Origin of the sequence: Leifsonia sp. LS1 (genome assembly GCF_020521355.1) — a bacterium.
GTDB lineage: Bacteria > Actinomycetota > Actinomycetes > Actinomycetales > Microbacteriaceae > Leifsonia.
The window spans coordinates 81951-98098 of record NZ_BPER01000006.1; the positions used below are offsets into that span (position 1 = coordinate 81951).

15 protein-coding genes are annotated in these 16148 nt (G+C 70.9%); 6 read left to right on the forward strand and 9 right to left on the reverse strand.

Annotated features, from left to right (window positions below; translation table 11 throughout):
• Positions 1–65 precede the first annotated feature (65 nt).
• Together LLS1_RS12240 and LLS1_RS12245 are read left to right on the forward strand one after the other, a co-directional pair.
• A complete protein-coding gene (locus LLS1_RS12240; RefSeq protein WP_226655908.1) occupies positions 66–1025 on the forward strand; it encodes an LCP family protein in 960 nt (319 codons plus the stop codon).
• A 3-nt stretch (positions 1026–1028) separates the two neighbouring features.
• Complete coding sequence (locus tag LLS1_RS12245; protein WP_226655910.1) at positions 1029–2195, forward strand: glycosyltransferase; 1167 nt, start codon at positions 1029–1031, stop codon at positions 2193–2195.
• 40 nt (positions 2196–2235) lie between these two features.
• Here LLS1_RS12245 and LLS1_RS12250 read toward each other — a convergent pair whose 3' ends face one another.
• The 3 genes from LLS1_RS12250 to LLS1_RS12260 are packed head-to-tail and all read right to left on the reverse strand — an operon-like array spanning position 2236 to position 5724.
• Positions 2236–3114, reverse strand: coding sequence for a glycosyltransferase family 2 protein (locus tag LLS1_RS12250; protein WP_226655912.1), 879 nt, complete (start codon positions 3112–3114; stop codon positions 2236–2238).
• Positions 3107–4216 carry a polysaccharide pyruvyl transferase family protein gene (locus LLS1_RS12255; protein WP_226655913.1) on the reverse strand — a complete coding sequence of 370 codons (1110 nt, stop codon included), beginning with the start codon at positions 4214–4216 and terminating at the stop codon, positions 3107–3109. The genes LLS1_RS12250 and LLS1_RS12255 overlap by 8 nt, the downstream gene beginning before the upstream one ends.
• Before the next feature lie 2 nt (positions 4217–4218).
• Positions 4219–5724 (reverse strand): lipopolysaccharide biosynthesis protein, encoded by a 1506-nt coding sequence (locus tag LLS1_RS12260; protein ID WP_226655915.1) that lies wholly within the window; start codon positions 5722–5724, stop codon positions 4219–4221.
• A 63-nt stretch (positions 5725–5787) separates the two neighbouring features.
• Between LLS1_RS12260 and LLS1_RS12265 the strand changes: the two genes are divergently transcribed.
• The 3 genes from LLS1_RS12265 to LLS1_RS12275 are packed head-to-tail and all read left to right on the forward strand — an operon-like array spanning position 5788 to position 9105.
• A complete protein-coding gene (locus LLS1_RS12265) occupies positions 5788–7137 on the forward strand; it encodes a hypothetical protein (RefSeq protein ID WP_226655917.1) in 1350 nt (449 codons plus the stop codon).
• Positions 7116–8507, forward strand: coding sequence for a polysaccharide biosynthesis tyrosine autokinase (locus LLS1_RS12270; RefSeq protein ID WP_226655919.1), 1392 nt, complete (start codon positions 7116–7118; stop codon positions 8505–8507). The genes LLS1_RS12265 and LLS1_RS12270 overlap by 22 nt, the downstream gene beginning before the upstream one ends.
• Positions 8467–9105, forward strand: a complete 639-nt coding sequence (locus LLS1_RS12275; RefSeq protein ID WP_226655921.1) for a hypothetical protein — start codon at positions 8467–8469, stop codon at positions 9103–9105. The genes LLS1_RS12270 and LLS1_RS12275 overlap by 41 nt, the downstream gene beginning before the upstream one ends.
• Here LLS1_RS12275 and LLS1_RS12280 read toward each other — a convergent pair.
• Positions 9086–10054 carry an NADP-dependent oxidoreductase gene (locus tag LLS1_RS12280; protein WP_223359721.1) on the reverse strand — a complete coding sequence of 323 codons (969 nt, stop codon included), beginning with the start codon at positions 10052–10054 and terminating at the stop codon, positions 9086–9088. The two genes, LLS1_RS12275 and LLS1_RS12280, sit on opposite strands and share 20 nt — an antisense overlap.
• A 180-nt stretch (positions 10055–10234) precedes the next feature.
• Here LLS1_RS12280 and LLS1_RS12285 point away from each other — a divergent pair, with 180 nt between their 5' ends.
• A complete protein-coding gene (locus tag LLS1_RS12285; RefSeq protein WP_226655923.1) occupies positions 10235–10945 on the forward strand; it encodes a DUF998 domain-containing protein in 711 nt (236 codons plus the stop codon).
• Here LLS1_RS12285 and LLS1_RS12290 read toward each other — a convergent pair.
• From LLS1_RS12290 to LLS1_RS12310, 5 genes are all read right to left on the reverse strand, one after another.
• A complete protein-coding gene (locus LLS1_RS12290) occupies positions 10939–11694 on the reverse strand; it encodes a YqaJ viral recombinase family protein (protein WP_226655925.1) in 756 nt (251 codons plus the stop codon). The genes LLS1_RS12285 and LLS1_RS12290 overlap by 7 nt on opposite strands.
• A 35-nt stretch (positions 11695–11729) precedes the next feature.
• Positions 11730–12785 (reverse strand): Gfo/Idh/MocA family protein, encoded by a 1056-nt coding sequence (locus LLS1_RS12295; RefSeq protein WP_226655927.1) that lies wholly within the window; start codon positions 12783–12785, stop codon positions 11730–11732.
• A gap of 119 nt (positions 12786–12904) precedes the next feature.
• Positions 12905–13642 (reverse strand): ThuA domain-containing protein, encoded by a 738-nt coding sequence (locus tag LLS1_RS12300; protein WP_226656194.1) that lies wholly within the window; start codon positions 13640–13642, stop codon positions 12905–12907.
• A complete protein-coding gene (locus LLS1_RS12305; protein WP_264186907.1) occupies positions 13639–14724 on the reverse strand; it encodes a Gfo/Idh/MocA family protein in 1086 nt (361 codons plus the stop codon). The genes LLS1_RS12300 and LLS1_RS12305 overlap by 4 nt, the downstream gene beginning before the upstream one ends.
• Positions 14725–14883: 159 nt before the next feature.
• The gene (locus LLS1_RS12310) at positions 14884–16074 is read right to left on the reverse strand and encodes an ROK family transcriptional regulator (protein WP_226655932.1); all 1191 of its coding nucleotides are present in this window, start codon (positions 16072–16074) and stop codon (positions 14884–14886) included.
• Positions 16075–16148 lie beyond the last annotated feature (74 nt).

Below are 16148 nucleotides of genomic sequence, written 5' to 3' on the forward strand. Positions count from 1 at the left end.
TTATGTATCACTGAGGGGAAATCATGGGAAAGAGGGTCCGGGCGCGTACGGGTCGAAAACGCTCTGTGCTCGTCGTCGTCGCGGTTCTCGCCGGGCTTCTGGTCTCGGGCGTTCTCGCCGCCGCGCTGGCGTTCAACACTCTGGTGACGACCTTCGCGAGCAATGCGACGGTGCTGCCCGACTCACAGGTGTTCCCGTCGGGTGCCCGGCCCGATCCTGCGTCCAACGGCGCGAAGAACATTCTGCTCGTCGGTGTGGACGGGCCGGCCGCGAGCGCGGATACGGTCACCCCCGGGGCGACCGGCATGCGATCGGACACGATCATGCTGGTCCACCTGCCCGCCGATCGATCGTCCGTGCAGATCATCTCGATCATGCGCGACAGCTGGGTCCCGATCCCCGGACATGGGACGGACAAGATCAACGCGGCCTTCTCGTGGGGTGGCGCGCCATTGCTCGTCCAGACCGTCGAGCAGCTCACCGGCGCGCGCATCGATCACGTCGCGATCGTGGGATTCGACGGTTTTCGTGACATGGTCGACGCGCTGGGGGGCGTGTCCGTCACCGTTCCCCAGGGTTTCGCTACCGATCACTACACGTTCGCTCCTGGTCCACGTCGCCTCGACGGCCGGGAAGCGCTCGAGTTCGTGCGCACCCGCGTCGGGCTCCCCGGTGGCGACTACCAGCGGGTGCGGAATCAGCAGGCTCTGATCGGGGGCATCGTGCAGGCCCTGATCGCGCGTTCCACGCTCACCAGCCCGGAGAAGATCTTCACGTTCACCGGCGCCGTCACGAAACATCTGACCATCGATCAGGGGCTCACCTTTCAGACGATCTTCGAGATCGGCATGAACTACGGGCGGATCCGCTCCAGCGATGTCCGTTTCGTCACCCTGGCGACCTCCGGGAGCGGGATGGAGGGGGACCAAGCCGTCGTCTACCTCGACCAGAAGCAGCTGGGCGAACTCCGCAGCGCATTGCGAAGCGACACCGTCGACGCGTTCGCCCGTTCGGCCCAGGGCTGACCCGTGGAAGAGACACCGGCCTCCTCTGACGGGCGACGTCCGGTCGTCCTCCTGCTCTCGCAGAGCGCGCAGCTGGCCGGCGCGGAGATCCTCATGGCGCGGCTCTCCGGCGGTCTGCGTCGGCTCGTCCCCTTCGTCGTGCTGGGCGAGCACGGTCCGATCGAGCATGAGCTTCGCGTGCGCGGCGTCGAGTATCTGGTCGTCCCCTTCCCGTCCTCGTCCGCGCGGTCCCGAGGGCGCCGGGCCGCGCGTCTCCCGCTGGACATGCTGCGAAGCCTGCGCGCGTTGTGCGCCGTGGTCGGGCGACGTCGGCCCGACGTCATCTATACGCACTCCGCCCAGGCGCACGTGCTCGGCGGTCTCGTCGGCCTGCTCCGAAACGTCCCCGTCGTCCAGCATCAGCACGTGGTGCTCGACCGCGGGCTGCTGAGCAGGCCGGCGATTGCGATCTACCGGGTCTGCGCGGCTGTGCTCGCCGATGGCATCATCGGCAACTCGCGGGCGAGCCTCGCCTCCATCGGCGCCTGGCGGCTCGGCAAGCCGGGCTTCGTGATCCGCCCTCCGCTGCCGTACCCGCCCGTCGATCGTCCCGTGGTGCGGCCGACCGTCACGCGGTTCGTGCTCGCGGGCCGGATCAGCGAGCAGAAAGGACAGGACATCGCCGTCCGCGCGTTCGCTGCGGCACGTCACGCGCTCGCCCCGGATGCCCGGCTGCACATCGTCGGGGACGCGCTCTTCGCCCGGGACCAGTCGTTCAAGGCCGCTCTGCGCGCGCTCATCGACGAACTCGACCTCGGAGACGCGGTGGTCATGCACGGGGCACGCTCCGACATGGACGCGGTGATCGCGGAGGCGGATGTCTGTCTGCACACGGCACGATGGCCCGAGGGCTTCGGCATGGTCGTGGCGGAGGCGATGGCAGCAGGGACCCCGGTCATCGCGTCGAGGCTGGGAGGTCCGGCTGAGATCGTCAGCGACGGGATCAACGGGCTGCTGGTCGAGCCGGACGTCGACGCGATCGCGACCGCTCTGGTCTCGGTCGCGGAGAGCATCGGGCTGCGTGCGAGGCTTGCAGTGGCCGGATTGCAGACGGCGCGCCGTCTCACGACCCCGCGGATCGTGGCCGCGACCGAGAACGCGCTCCTCCGGCTCATCCGTCGCCGCTCCTGAGCACGTCGATGACGCCGCCGGGGGCGGGCTCGTCAGCGGTTCAGCGCCGTCGCGCAGCTCGTGCGAGCGCGCCGATCGTGCACGCGTGTCCGGCGAATCGTCCGGATCGACTGGCGAGCTTCGTCCTGCCGTCGGCCGACACGACGGCCTCGGCGGCGGCGACGGCGACGCCTGCCGCCTCGCGCACGAGATCATGGATCGCCCAGTGGGCGCCGTGCGGTCGATGGCGTGCCAGCAGCACCGCATCCGACCGGGCATCGGCCCACGCTTGAGCGAAAAGCGCCCGCGCTCCGCTGCGCCGCCGCACATGCACGACGGCGGCGGGCGCACGCTCGACCCGCATGCCATGCTGCTGCGCCCGCCAGGAGAGATCGACGTCCTCGCCACGATGCAGGCCGACGTCGAACCCGCCCAGGGCCTCGAGTGCCGCCCTTCGCGCGCCGAGGGTGCCGCTCGGTATGAACGGCAGATAGCGGAACTTGCGAGGAAGCGAGCAGCTCCCGGTGGCTCCCCAGGAGGTTCGCACGAGTCCGCTGAGAGTGTCGTGCTCGAGTGTCCCGCCGACCAGGTCTGCTCGGCCCAGCGCCGTGAGCAGCCCCTGGGCCCACCCCGATGCGACGATGTCGTCGGCGTCACAGAAGAGGACCGTGGGGCTCGACGATCGCCGCCACCCGCTGTTCCGCGCGTAACTCGGGCCGCTCATCTCGGCGGCGTCGATGATCTCGATCGTGTGGGGGCCCTGCCAGGTGTCCGCGACCAGCGACCGCGCTGTGGCGGGCGGGCAGCCATTGCAGGCCAGGATCACGTGAAGCGGGCGATCGGTGACCTGACGGGCGAGCGCTCGGAGTTGTTCCGGAAGGTGCTCAGCGCGGGGGCCGACGGGGACGACGACGGTCGCGTCACCATGCTCGTCAGGCATCGCACATCACCGCTTCTGGCCGGAATCCGAAGAGTGAGGCGGTGTCGCGTTCGCCGCGCTGCCAGGCATCGAGGGTCCGCGAACACTCCAGCAGGGAGCGCTGGGCCGCCTCGACGGCGCGCGCGACACGGCCGGTGAACGCGGGTTCGACGCAACGGCGGACTTCCGCCATCACGTCAGACGTGCGGGAGGTGGGCGAGAGACGAGGCATCTCGCCGGTGATGCTCAGCCAGAAGTCGTCGCACTTGCTCCCGTAGGACAGCGGCACGACAGGAACCCCCACGGCGGCGGCGGCGACCGTGCCATGCAGGCGTTCCGAGACGAACGCCGCGCAGGCTGCGATCTCGCCCATCATGGCGTCGACGTCGCCCTCGAAGGCGACCACCCGGGCGCGGTTCCCGAGCCGCCTGCGGGCGGCGATGGTCACCGGCCGGTCGGCCGGCGTGAGCTCGAAGAGCACCACCTCGCAGTCGCGCGTCCATGCGTAGCGGTTGATGGCGTCCACGATCTGGGGCACCGAGTAGGCGCTCGTTCCTTCGGAGCCGAGGCACAGGCCGATCGCCGGGGCGGCGAGGCGGCTCTCCAGCGGCCGGACGACCGGATAGAGGAGGGCCGGGTCGCCGACGACCGGGGCGGAGAGGCCGGCGCGGGCGCATTCGTCCTGCGTCGACGGGCCGCGGACACCCCACAAGGCGAAGGCCTCCAGCTGCGACCAGCGCCGCCAGTCCTGTGGCTGACGGGTCGCCGTCACCGGGTCGTCGTGACGTGCCGCTCCGGCACCGGCGGCGACCAGGGCGCGGGCCCCGTACATGCGCAGCGCGAGCTCGGCGTGGTCGGCCCAGGCGTCGAAGCCGACGGTGGTGCCACCCCCGAGAAGCACGATCCGCTCATCGCCCAGGGTGCGGGCGCGCTGGCGAAGGAAGGAGGCGGCCTCCGTCACCAGGTAGCGCCGGAGCGTCAGCGGTGCCTCGTCGTTCAGCGACGAGGAGAGCGCGGCCTTCCAGGTGTCATAGAGCAGCTCATCGCCGAAGTTGTCGTTGCCTTGCCAGCCGAGGTAGACGATGCTCCGGCGAGCGGGTCGGAAGGGAGAAGTCGTTTTCATGATCATGCTTTCTGGGTCGGTCCGGCGATGGGGCGTCGGACGGTCGAGACGAGCGCGGCGACCGTCCGGCGACCGTGCGGGAGGAGGAAGATGGTGACCAGCCCGCCGGCGGCGCCGGCGGACACGCCGGCGATCAGACGGGGCAGGTCCGGTGCCGGAGCGAGTTGAGCCGCTACGGCGGACACAGCTGTCGCCGCCCCGACTGCGACGGGGCCGAGCAGGGCGCTCAGGAGGTCGCTCGTCGTCACCGGCGCCCGGCGCCGGGCGAGCAGGAAGCCGACGACCGCCGTGACGGTCGCACACCCCACCACCGCGATGGCGGTGCCCGTCGCGCCGAAGGTCGAGGCGATGGCGACGGCGGCGACGGTGACGAGCATGGACGCGGCAAGCTGTCGCGACTGGCTGCGCACAGCGGCCGTCGCGACGAAGACCCAGGAGTTGAGGTATGTGACGACGGTGGCCACGACACCGGTGCACAGGACGACGATCAACGGGGCCGATTCCGCCCAGCTGGGCCCCAGCACGACGAGGACGAGCGGGGACGCCGTCGCCGCGCAGAGCCCGGCGACAGGGAAGAGGACGTATCCGAGCAGCGCTGCAGCGTGCCGGTAGTAACGGCGGAACTGCGCCGGGTCGGCCATCGCTCGGCTGAGCACGGGCAGCATCACCCGCTGCACGGGTCCTGCGGTCTGGCCGATCGGAACCGTGACGACTTGGCTTGCCTGAGCGTAGAGGCCGGTCTGCGCCGGGCCGGCGAACAAGGTCAGCGCGACGCGATCGCAGGTCAGCGACACATAGCGGAAGAGCTGTCCGGCGCTCGAACGCAGGCCGAAGACGAGGAGGGTGCGTGATTCGCGGAGGCTTGCGGGCCGCCACGGGAGTCGCGGGCAGACCGTGAGAACGCCCAGCGTGGTCAGTCCGGCGGTGAGGACCGCCTGCCAGAGGAACGCCTGCGCGCCCGCGCCGAGCCATCCCAGAGCGATGCTGGTCGCGCACGCCACAAGAACGGCACACGTCTCCACGACGGCGAGTGCGCCGAATGCGAGTGCGCGCGACAGCAGGGCGCTGGGGATCGCGCTGATGCCCACGAAGGCGAACACCAGACCGAGCCAGGGGAGGGCGCCCGCGAACTCACGCTCGCCGATCGCGGTCGCAATGGCGACCGCGCCCCCCGTCACGATCGCGCCGAGCGCGACGGCGACGGCGATGCAGACGTAATGGACCGTCGCCGTTCGCCGAGGGTCCAGGGTCGGCGACTGGATGATCGCGTGCGTGAACCCGGAGAACCGGATCAGCTCCGATGCCGTGGCGGCGGCGACGACGATCGCTCCGAGGCCGTATCCTCCTGGCCCCGTCAGGCGGGCGAGGACGAGCGCGCTCACGAACTGCGCGGCGGATCGCAGCACAGAGCCTCCCCCGCTCCACAGACCCGCGAGCGCGGCAGCGCGCGGGGGTGTCGGGGCGTGCTCCCAGGGGATCTCGATGCGCGGACGGGAAGTTGTGAACATAATGGTTTATTATGGTACAGTCTGATTCGAAATAGAACAAGTAGATCAATTTAGGAGGAGAAGGTGACCGCCCTCGGCGTGGTGTTCCTGCTCGGCGCGCTCGCGTGCCTTGCCTTCCGCAGGGATGCATTCGTCGTCGTGGTCGCTGCGTCCGCCGGGGTGCCTGCGAGTGCTGCCATCACCGTCGGAAGCATCTCGATCTCGCCGTTCCAGATGCTCGGAGTGATCTGCGCGATCGCTCTGCTGTTCACAGCCCGGCGCGTCTCCGGCGGGGCCGGGCACGTGCCGATGGTGATGTTCACGGCCTGGTGCGTGCTCATCACGGCCGCGGGCCCGCTGATCTTCGCCGGACTCGATGTTCTTCCGGCTCGGAAAGGCGTGGACATCGCCGTGCGGTCTCCCGAGGCCCTGACCTACACCGTCTCGACGATAGCCCAGACGGTCTACCTGCTCATCGGGTTCGCGGTGATCGTCTACTTTGTGGTCACGAAGCGTTCTCCGCTGCTCGCGGCGATCCCGCTGGCGGTCGGCACCGTTCTCAGCAGCCTGCGCATCGTGTCGGGCCTCGTCGGCGTCCGCTGGCCCGCCTGGATCTTCGACAACGCGACCAACGTCATCTACGCCGACGAGACGAGCCGCGCTCGCGGGGTGCTGGCGGAGCCGTCGGAGCTCGCCGGCTTCTCTCTGGCCGCGCTCGCGTTCGGCGTCGCGTGCTGTGTCTCGTCGCGTGTGTCGGTTCGCCTGCTGGGCGCCGGACTCAGCCTCCTCGCGCTGATGAACCTGCTGCTCTCCGGCTCCGGCACCGCCGTCGTCGCCGGTGCGGTCCTCGCGGCGATCGCCGGCGTGGTCAGCATCCTCCGCGCTGTCCGCGAGGATTCCCCGCGCGTGATCTGGCTGTCTCTGGTGGCGCTCGCGCTCATCCTGGGCGCGGTGCTCGCCGGCAACAGGCTGGCATCGTGGGCCACGGACATCGTCACGCGCAAGGTCGGCAGTGCATCGATGGGATTCCGGAGCTCGGCGGACTCCTTCTCTCTCGAGATCGTTCGGCAGACGTTCGGCCTGGGCGTGGGGCTGGGAGGCAACCGCCCCTCGTCGTTCGCGCTCATGCTCCTCTCCAACGTCGGCGTCGTCGGCTTCGTCCTGCTCGCCGTGGCCATCGCCGCGCTCGTGCGCCACGCGTACAAGGCGCGCTCCGCCGTTCCGGCGTGCTGGTCGCTCGTGGGACTCCTCATCGCCAAGATCATCGGCCTGCCCGACCTGTCCACGCCGATCCTCTGGGTGCTCCTCGCCGCGTGCGCGGCGGCGGTGTGGACCACGCAGGACCGTCAACCCCTCACGCGTCGGACACTCCCGTCCGTACCCTCGACCATCCCTTCACGAAAGAGAATCCCATGCACCTCAAGGACTATCTGAGAGTCCTCCGCACGCGCTGGCTGCTGATCGCCTTCAGCACCCTGCTGGCCGCCCTCGCCGCGGTCGGTATCACGACGATCACTCCGCCGAGCTACCAGGCATCCGCCCAGTTGTTCGTCCTGGTCCAGGGGAACGACAGTGTCATCGACCTCAACCAGGGGAACGCTTTCGCGCAGAGCCGGGTGAGCTCGTACGTCGCGCTCGCCACCAGTGCGCGTGTGCTGCGTGACGCGTCGCGCGAGGTGGGCGTCGATCCCGGCGTGCTCAAGGGCAGCATCGGCGTGGAGAACCCCGCCGACACCGTGCTGATCAACATCCGCGCGACCGCGCCGACGGCCAGTCAGTCGGAGAACTGGGCGAACAGTGTCGCCGACACGCTCGTCAGCGTCGTCAACGGCCTGGAGAACACCGACACCGCCTCGCCATCGGCCGCGCCCGTGACTCTGAAGAAGGTGCAGGACGCCACCCGTCCGACCGTCCCGTTCGACCCGAGTCTGACCCGCAACGTCGGCATCGGGATCATGCTGGGGCTGATCCTCGGCATTCTCGCCGCATTGCTGACCGAGGTGCTGGACACGCGCCTGCGGGGCCGCGAGGCCATCGAACGGGTCAGCGGTGCCGGCGTGCTCGGCAGCTTCGAAGCCGAGCCGAAGGAATCGGCGGCGCTCGTCCTCGAGACTCTCCACTCCTACAGCAGCCGCACCGAGAGCTTCCGCCAGCTGCGGACGCATCTGCAGTTCGTCAGCATCGACCGCGGCATCCGCTCGGTGCTCGTCACGTCGTCGATCCCGGGGGAGGGAAAGAGCACGATCGCCTCGAACCTCGCGATCGTCCTCGCGGAATCGGGGATGCGGACGGTCCTGATCGACGCTGATCTGCGTCGTCCCCGGATCGCGGAGCTCTTCGGCCTCGAAGGCGGGGTGGGGCTGACCACCGTCCTCACCGGGGCGGCCGAGCTCGACACGGCCCTTCAGCCTGTCTCGGACGTGCCGGCGTTGCGTGTGCTCGCGGCTGGAGCGCTCCCTCCGAATCCGGCCGAGATGCTCGCCTCGGCGACGATGGAGAAACTGATCCACCGTCTTCAGGGTGATGCGGACATCGTCATCATCGACAGCCCGCCCCTGGTGAGCGTCTCCGATCCCTCGGCGCTCGCCGCACTGACGAGCGGAGTGCTCGTCGTGGCAGCAGCCGACGGGCGGCTGCGCCGCGATCAGCTGCGTCAGTCGTTCGAGACCCTGAACTTCGTGGGTGCAACCATCTTCGGGATGGTCGTGAACCGAGTGCGCCCGACCGGGAAAGCCAAGTACTACGGCTACGAACCATCCGGGCGTGACCGAGCGCGCAAGCGCCGCGAGCGGAAGAAGGGGTGAGAACGTGCTCTCGGTCCTCTTCGTGTGCACGGGCAACATCTGCCGATCGCCCTACGCCCAAGCGATCGCCGTGGCGAGAGCCACCGCCGCCGGCGCGGCGCTCACGTTCGCGAGCGCCGGCACGCAGGCGCGAGACCGGATGCCGATGGATCCCCGGACGGTCGCGCTGCTCGCGCGCGCGGACGTCCCCGTCCCCGCACACCAAGCGCGCCTTCTCCGCGAGGAGTTCGTGTCCATGGCCGACCTCATCGTGACGATGACCGGTGAGCAGCGTTCGGCTGTCGTGCGCGCCTGGCCGGACGCCCTGCGGCGCACGTTCACGATCGCCGAGCTCCCCGAGCTCGCCGACGCCTCGGGAGCGACGCCGGACGGATCGGCACCGATCGACGTCTATCTCGACGCGCTTCGCGCGGCGCGACCCCGGCTCCGTGATTCGGTGACGGCGCGGGTCGATGTCGCGGATCCGTACGGCGGTCCGGCCGCGGGGTACGCAGCCATGGCCGAGCATCTCGGCCCGCTGGTGGAACGCCTCGTCGACCTGCTCGCGAACCGGACCACGCGACCTGATGCGGGCGGCGTCAGCCCTCGGCGACCTTGACCACGACCTTGCCGCGGGTGTGGCCGCCCTCGACGGCGCGGTGCGCGTCGGCGATCTGGTCGAGGGCGAAGATCTCGTCGACGTGCACGCGCACGTTCCCCGCCTCGAGCAGACGCGCGATCACCGACAGGGTGTTGCCGTCGGGCGCCACCTTGTAGTGGGTGCCCCGCATCCCGGCCGCCGCCACCTCGTCAGCGAAGCCGGGCCAGCTCCCGGTGGGGGCGTTGACGATGAGCCCGCCGGGGCGGAGGACCTCGAGCGAGCGGCTGCCGGTGTCGTCGTGCACGTTGCCGACGAGGTCGATGACGACGTCGACCTCGCGCACGGCGTCCTCGAAGCGGGTCGTCGTGTAGTCGACCACCTCGGAGGCCCCGAGCGAGCGCAGCCAGGACGCCTTCGACCCCGACGCGGTCGCGATCACGTGGGCCCCGAAGTAGGAGGCGAACTGCACGGCGAAATGGCCGACACCGCCGCTGCCCGCGTGGATGAGCATCCGCTGCCCTTCGTGCGCCTTGGCGACCTCCACGACCATCCCCCACGCGGTGAGTGCGGCGAGCGGCGCGGCCGCCGCCTCGATGTGGGAGAGGGTGGCCGGTTTGCGCACGACACTGAGGCTGGGAACCGAGATGTACTCGGCGAACGAGCCGCCGAAGCGGGGGACCATGACCATCCCGAAGACCTCGTCCCCCGGCCGGATGGGATGCGCGCTGTACGGAGACTCCACGACCACTCCGCTGAAGTCGTGGCCGAGCACGGCGGGGAAGCTGTGGATGGCCTCGAACACCCCGCGGCCGGCACGGGTCTTCGCGTCGATCGGGTTCACCCCGGCCGCGACGACCTTGACGAGGAACTCGGCGTTCACGCGGTCGGGGGTCGCTGTCTCGCCGACCCGCAGCGCCTCCGGTCCGCCCGCGGCGTCCAGGAGCGCGGCCCGCATCGTCTTCGGCATTCATCGTCCCCTCGTCGGTCCCACCGGTGGTGCGGTCGGTTCGTCACCAGTCAATCCCGGGATTGCGTCACCGGTGTTACGCCGGGGTCACCGCATGTGAACACTCTGTTTCGGATACCCCCAGGTCGTTTCCAGCCGACGTCACGTTAGGATGCTTCGACCCCGAACCGAGGAGCCCGCGTGGAGCGATTCCTGCGCATCGTGCGCCAGCCGTTCGCGGCGCCGCCCCTGGTCCGCGGGTGGCAGCGCGCCGTGCCCGTCCTGCTCGCGATCGGCACCATCTGCGTCCTCGGGGGCCTCACGATCATCTGGGCGGCGCGGCTCACGGTCGCGTACCCGGTGTACGTCAGCGAACTGGGTGCAGAGGGCGCTCCGACCGCGGGGATGTTCCGGATCGCGCTCCTGCTGATCGCCGCGGGCGGGTTCTCGATCGCGTTGGCGAGCGGGCACGTGCGTTCGCGGGTCCGCCTGCTCGACCGCTGGGCACCGGCGCTCAGCCTCGGCGTCGCTGCGCTGTGCTTCGTCATCGCGTCGCAGGTCACGTGCACGGCGAACTGTCCGGTCCCCCTCGCGGATCCACGGTCGACGGGCCAGGATCTCGCCCACACCGTGTCGGCGGTGCTCGGCTTCGCGGCGGCCTGCTTCGCCATGCTGCAGGTGGCGTTCGCCGCGCGGTTGCCGCGGGTGGCGCGGTTCTCCCTCGCGAGCTGCGTCGCCGTCGCCGTCATCACGATCGTCGGCGGGATGCTGGCGATCGTGCACGCGGCGACCGACGTGGGGGCATGGCTGGAGCTGATCGGGACGACCGTGGCGATCGCGTGGATCGCCGTCTACTCGCTGGCGTTGGTGCGGACGCCGCTGCGCTCCGCGGAGCCCGCCACCGCTCAGTAGAGCGTCGGCAGCGGGGTGGACACCGCCTCCGCCGGTGGGGGTGCCGCCGGCCGCGCGGTGGCCTGGCGCAATAGTTCGATGAGGTCGCCTGCGAGCGTCACCAGCTTCGCGATCTCGTTCTCGTCACGGTCGACCCAGCGGCACTCCGGCTCGTCGTGCAGCGGAACGAACCCGTCGTGCTGCTCCCAGACGAAGAGGGTGCGCTCGGCGCCGAGCACATACTGCTGCCACCAGATCTGCCGCAGGTAGCTGCGCGGGATGCTGCGGAACGGCTTGTTCGTCGTCTTGATCTCGCAGAGCTCGATGCGCTCGTCCGCTCGCACCGCGAGGCCGTCCGGCGTCGCCAGGTGACGGCGGTCCCGCTCGGCGTGGAAGAGGGCGTCGGAGGGCTGGATGCCGTGCGTGGCCGCGACCCAGGCGGCGATCTCCGGCTCGCGCACGCGTCCGTGCTGGGTGAAGGAGTTGCCCGAGAACCCGCTGCCGTGCAGCTTGTCGTACACGGCCGCCCGCAGAGAACGCGGGGTCGAGAGCTTGGCGACATCCGTGGCGGTGATGCCACGGCTCCGTGCGCGCAGCCAGCCGACGCGGTCGCTGGAGCGCGCGACGACGCGCGCGAGATGCCCCGTCTGCCCGGGTACCGCCGGGATCACGGGCACAGGGGCCGGAGCGGCCGCGCGGACCGGCTCGAGATCCGCCAGCACGCCCGGCCGGTAGAGGTCGGCGGAACGGAGCGGGGCGTGGTCGAGCACCCCTCCATTGTGCCCCGCCCCGGCGACTCCGGCGATCAGCCCACGCCCACGTCGACGCCCGCGGCGCCGAGCTGCCGGCGCGCCTCGTCGATGGTCTCCAGCGTCGACACGGCCTCGTCCAGCGGGTGGACGGGCGACTCGGTCCGACCCTCGGATACGTAGCGGGCGAGAGCGGCGCCTTCGTACGACATCCCCTGCCGGTGGGGACGGCCGTACGGATCGCGCCAGTGGGCGGCCAGCGAGCCGTCGGCCCGGTGGACACGCAGGCCGCTCGGACCCCAGAACGGCGCATCCGTCTCGATCCGCCCGTCCACTCCGCTGATGGTGGCGAGCGACGGGGTGCCCGCGCGCAGTCCCGTGCTGAGCAGCGCCTGAGCCCCGGAGATCGTGCTCAGCACCAGCGCCGCCTGCTCGTCGACGCCCGAGGGGGCGAGGGTGCCGCTCGCGATGATGCCGGCGGGAGCGCCGAGGGCGAACGACGCCCACGACACGACGTAGACGCCGAGGTCGAGCAGGGCGCCGCCCGCCAGCGCCGGGTTCCAGAGGCGACCCGCCGCGTCGTACGTCGCGTTGCCGCCGAAGTCCGCCGTCACCACGCGCAGCTCGCCGAGTGCGCCGTCGTCGAGCAGCTGCCGGGCGATGTCGGTCTGCGGCAGATAGCGGGTCCACATCGCCTCCATGGCGAAGACACCGGCCTCCCGTGCCGCGGAGACGATACGCCGCGCCTGCCCTGCGGTCGCGGCCATCGGCTTCTCGATGAGGACGTGCTTGCCCGCCGAGATCGCGAGGAGCGCGTGCTGCAGGTGCTCGGAGTGCGGCGTTGCGACGTAGACGACGTCGACGCCCGGGTCGGCGACGAGCGCCTCGTACGACGCGTGCGCGCGTTCCACACCGTGCGTCGCGGCGAAGGCGGCGGCGCGCTCCGCGGAGCGCGACCCGCACGCGACGACCCGCTGGGCGGTGTGCGCGTGCAGGGCTTTCGTGAAGTCGGCGGCGATCACGCCCGGACCGAGCACTCCCCAGCGCAGGGGCGGGGCGTCGGCGGGATCGGGATGCCGTGGTGCGGGGAGGGGCGAGAGCGCGTCCGTCATGTGCTCAGTCTGCCGTGCGGCGATCGGAGGAGGTTCGGGCCGGTGCACGGCGCGCCGTGCGGGAACGGAGGGGATCGGGCCCGGATGGGCTGGGATCCCCTCCGTTCGCGGCACGGCCGCTAGACCGGCTCGGGGTTCGAGACGGCCGGGGCGACACGGGCGCCCTCGACCGGCGCCGCCCAGCGGACGCCGTTCGCGAGCACGCGCCGCACCTGGGGGTGGAAGTACATCGGGTACTCCTGGTCGCCGGGGGAGAAGTAGAAGATCTTGCCGCGCCCGCGCGTGAAGGTCACACCAGAACGGAACACCTCCCCGCCGGTGAACGAGCTGATGAACACCAGGTCGTCCGGCGTCGGGATGTCGAAGAACTCGCCGTACATCTCCTGCGCCTCGATCACGATCGGCTGGTCGACGCCCGCCGCGATGGGGTGGGTCGGATTCACGTTCCACACCAGCTCGCGCTCGCCGCCCTCGGGGTTGCGCCAGCGCAGTGAGCACGTGGTGCCGAGCATGCGGATGAAGATCTTCGAGAAGTGACCGGAGTGCAGGACGATCAGCCCCATGCCGCCGAGCACGTGCTCGCGGACCCGCTCCACGACCTCATCGGAGACCTGATCGTGCGCGATGTGGCCCCACCAGAGCAGCACGTCGGTCTCGCCGAGCACGGCTTCGCTCAGCCCGTGCTCCGGGTCGGCGAGGGTCGCCGTGCGCACCGCGACCTCCTCGCCGAGCAGCTCGCGCAGGCCCGCGGCGATCGCGCCGTGGATTCCCTCCGGGTAGAGGGCGGCGATCTCGGGCTGGGTCGTCTCGTGGACGCCCTCGTTCCAGACGGTGACGCGGAGTGCGGACACGCTCAGGCTCCCTTCGGTGCGGTGGCGGAGGTGGTGGTGGCGTCGACGGGCTCGTCGGCACCCTGAGTGGACGGCTGCAGCCGGACCTCGGCCCCGCGCTGCGCCGACTCGTACGCGGCGTCGATCACGCGGGCGCGGTCGAGGGCCAGTGAGCCGTCCCAGTGCGCCCAGTTCGCCTCGTCGGCGACGTGGGCGAGGAACGTCTCGACGACGGCGACGTGCCCCCGGCCGGGATCGGCCGCCACCCGCACATCCGCCGTCTCCTCGCCGTCGCCGGTGAAGATCGTCAGCTCACCGGCGGGTGCGTAGTCGACCACCCGGAGATCGGCCCCGCCCTCGGTGCCGTACAGCGTGATGCCGAACTCGTCTCCGGCGGGCCGGTACGCCGCCCAGCTGGTCTCGAGGACGATCGAGCCGCCGCCCTCGAGCCGCAGGAGCAGGCTGGCGAGATCTTCCACCTCGTAGGCCGAGCCCACGTGCTGCTTGCCCCCGGCCGAGCCGCCCCGCCCGCGGATGCCGAGCTCGGAGTGCGTCACGGCGGACACGGCGGTGACGACCGGCTCGCCGAAGAGGTGCAGCGCGTAGTCGAGCACGTGCACGCCGATGTCGATCAGGGGACCGCCGCCGGCCATCTCGCGGTTGGTGAACCAGCTGCCGAGCGCCGGGATGCCCGATCGCCGCAGCCAGATGGCGCGCGCGTGGTACGGGCGCCCGATCTGGCCGTCGTCGATGGCCGCCTTGAGCGCCTCGATGTCGCCCCGGCGGCGGTGGTTGAAGGCGACCTCGAGCACGCGTCCAGCCCGGTGGGCGGCGTCCACCATGTCCTGGGCCTCGGCTGCCGTGCGCGCGATGGGCTTCTCGCTGAGCACGTGGATGCCGGCGTCGAGGGCGCCGACCGCGATGGGTGCGTGCAGGAAGGTCGGCACGGCGACGCTCACGACGTCGAGACCCCCGTCGGCGACGAGCTCCTTCCAGTCGCGGTAGCGGCGCCCGACACCGTACTTCTCGCCGAGCTCGTCGCGCGGGCCGTCTTCCATGCCCGCGATGGCCACGAGTTCGACGCTCGGCAGCGTCGCGTACGCGTCCATGTGCTGCTGCCCGGCCCAGCCCAAGCCGATGACTCCGGCGCGCAGTGGGCGTCCGGCGCCGGTGCCGGAGGAGGAGGATGCGATGGTCACGAGATTCCTTTCGAAGAGTCGAATCGATTCGATGCTGACGGGGAGGGGAGGGGAGGGGAACCCGACGGGTCAGCGCGCGGGAGTGCGCGCCGCCCCGGAGCCGGGGTCCAGCACGTGCTGGATCACCATGATCGCCGCGCCGATCACGCCGCCGGTCCCGCCGGAACGGGACTCGGTGATCGTGAGGTGCTGCGTGGCCAGCGGTGTCGACCGCTGGTAGACGACCTCCCGCACCCCGGCGAGCAACTGCTCGCCGACGCGGGAGAGACCTCCGCCGACGATGACCATCGACGGGTTCAGGAGGTTGACGCAGGTCGCGACGACCTCGCCGAGATCGCGCCCCGCCTGACGGATGGCCTGCTGCACGACGGGGTTGCCGGTGCGGGCGAGGTCGACCACGTCGTCCGTCGTCTCGGCGGGGATGCCCACCGCGGTGAGGGCGCGAGCGATGGCCGGTCCGCTCGCGAGCGCCTCGAGGTCCGCGTCCTGTGCGCCGTGGCTCGGGGTGTCCGTGCCGAACGGCACGCGGACATGGCCGAGGTCGCCGGCGGAGCCCTGCGCGCCACGCTGCAGGCGACCCCCGCTGATGAGGCCGGCGCCGATTCCGGTCGCGACCTTCACGAACAGGAGATCGGTCTGCTCCGGCCAGACGCGGGCGTGCTCGCCGAGGGCGAGGAGGTTCACGTCGTTGTCGACGAGCACGGGGACGTCGAAGACCCGCTGCACGTGGGCGGGGATGTCGAAGCGGTCCCAGCCCGGCATGATCGGGGGGTTTACGGGCAGCCCCGTCGAATGCTCCACCGGCCCGGGCACGCCGATGCCGACACCGACCAGGTCGTCCGCCGGCCGTCCGCTTGCGCGATACAGGCGGCGCGCGCTCTGCAGCGCCCAGTCGAGCACCGCCTCGGGACCGTCGGCGATGCGCAGGCGCTGCGAGTCGCTCGCGAGGATGTCCCCCGCGAGGTCGGCCAGGGCGACGACGCCGTGCGTGGCGCCGAGATCGATCGCGACGACGACGCGCGAGGCGGGGTTGAACCGCACGCGGGACGGCGGGCGCCCTCCGGTCGAGACGTCGTCGCCCGCCGGGGCGATGAGGCCCGACGCGGTGAGGGCGTCGATCCGCACGGCGACGGTCGATCGGGCCAGGCCGGTGAGCTCGGCGAGCTGCGCGCGTGTACGCGGGACGCCGTCGCGCAGGATCGCCAGCAGGTCGGCGGCGTCCGTGGCGACCAGTCCCGTGTCGCGCGCGGTGTCGGTCATGCGGTCATTGAACCACACGTGTCGGCATCCGTCCAAAGATAGCCAGAGACCGTATGACTTTTGATTGACATCCG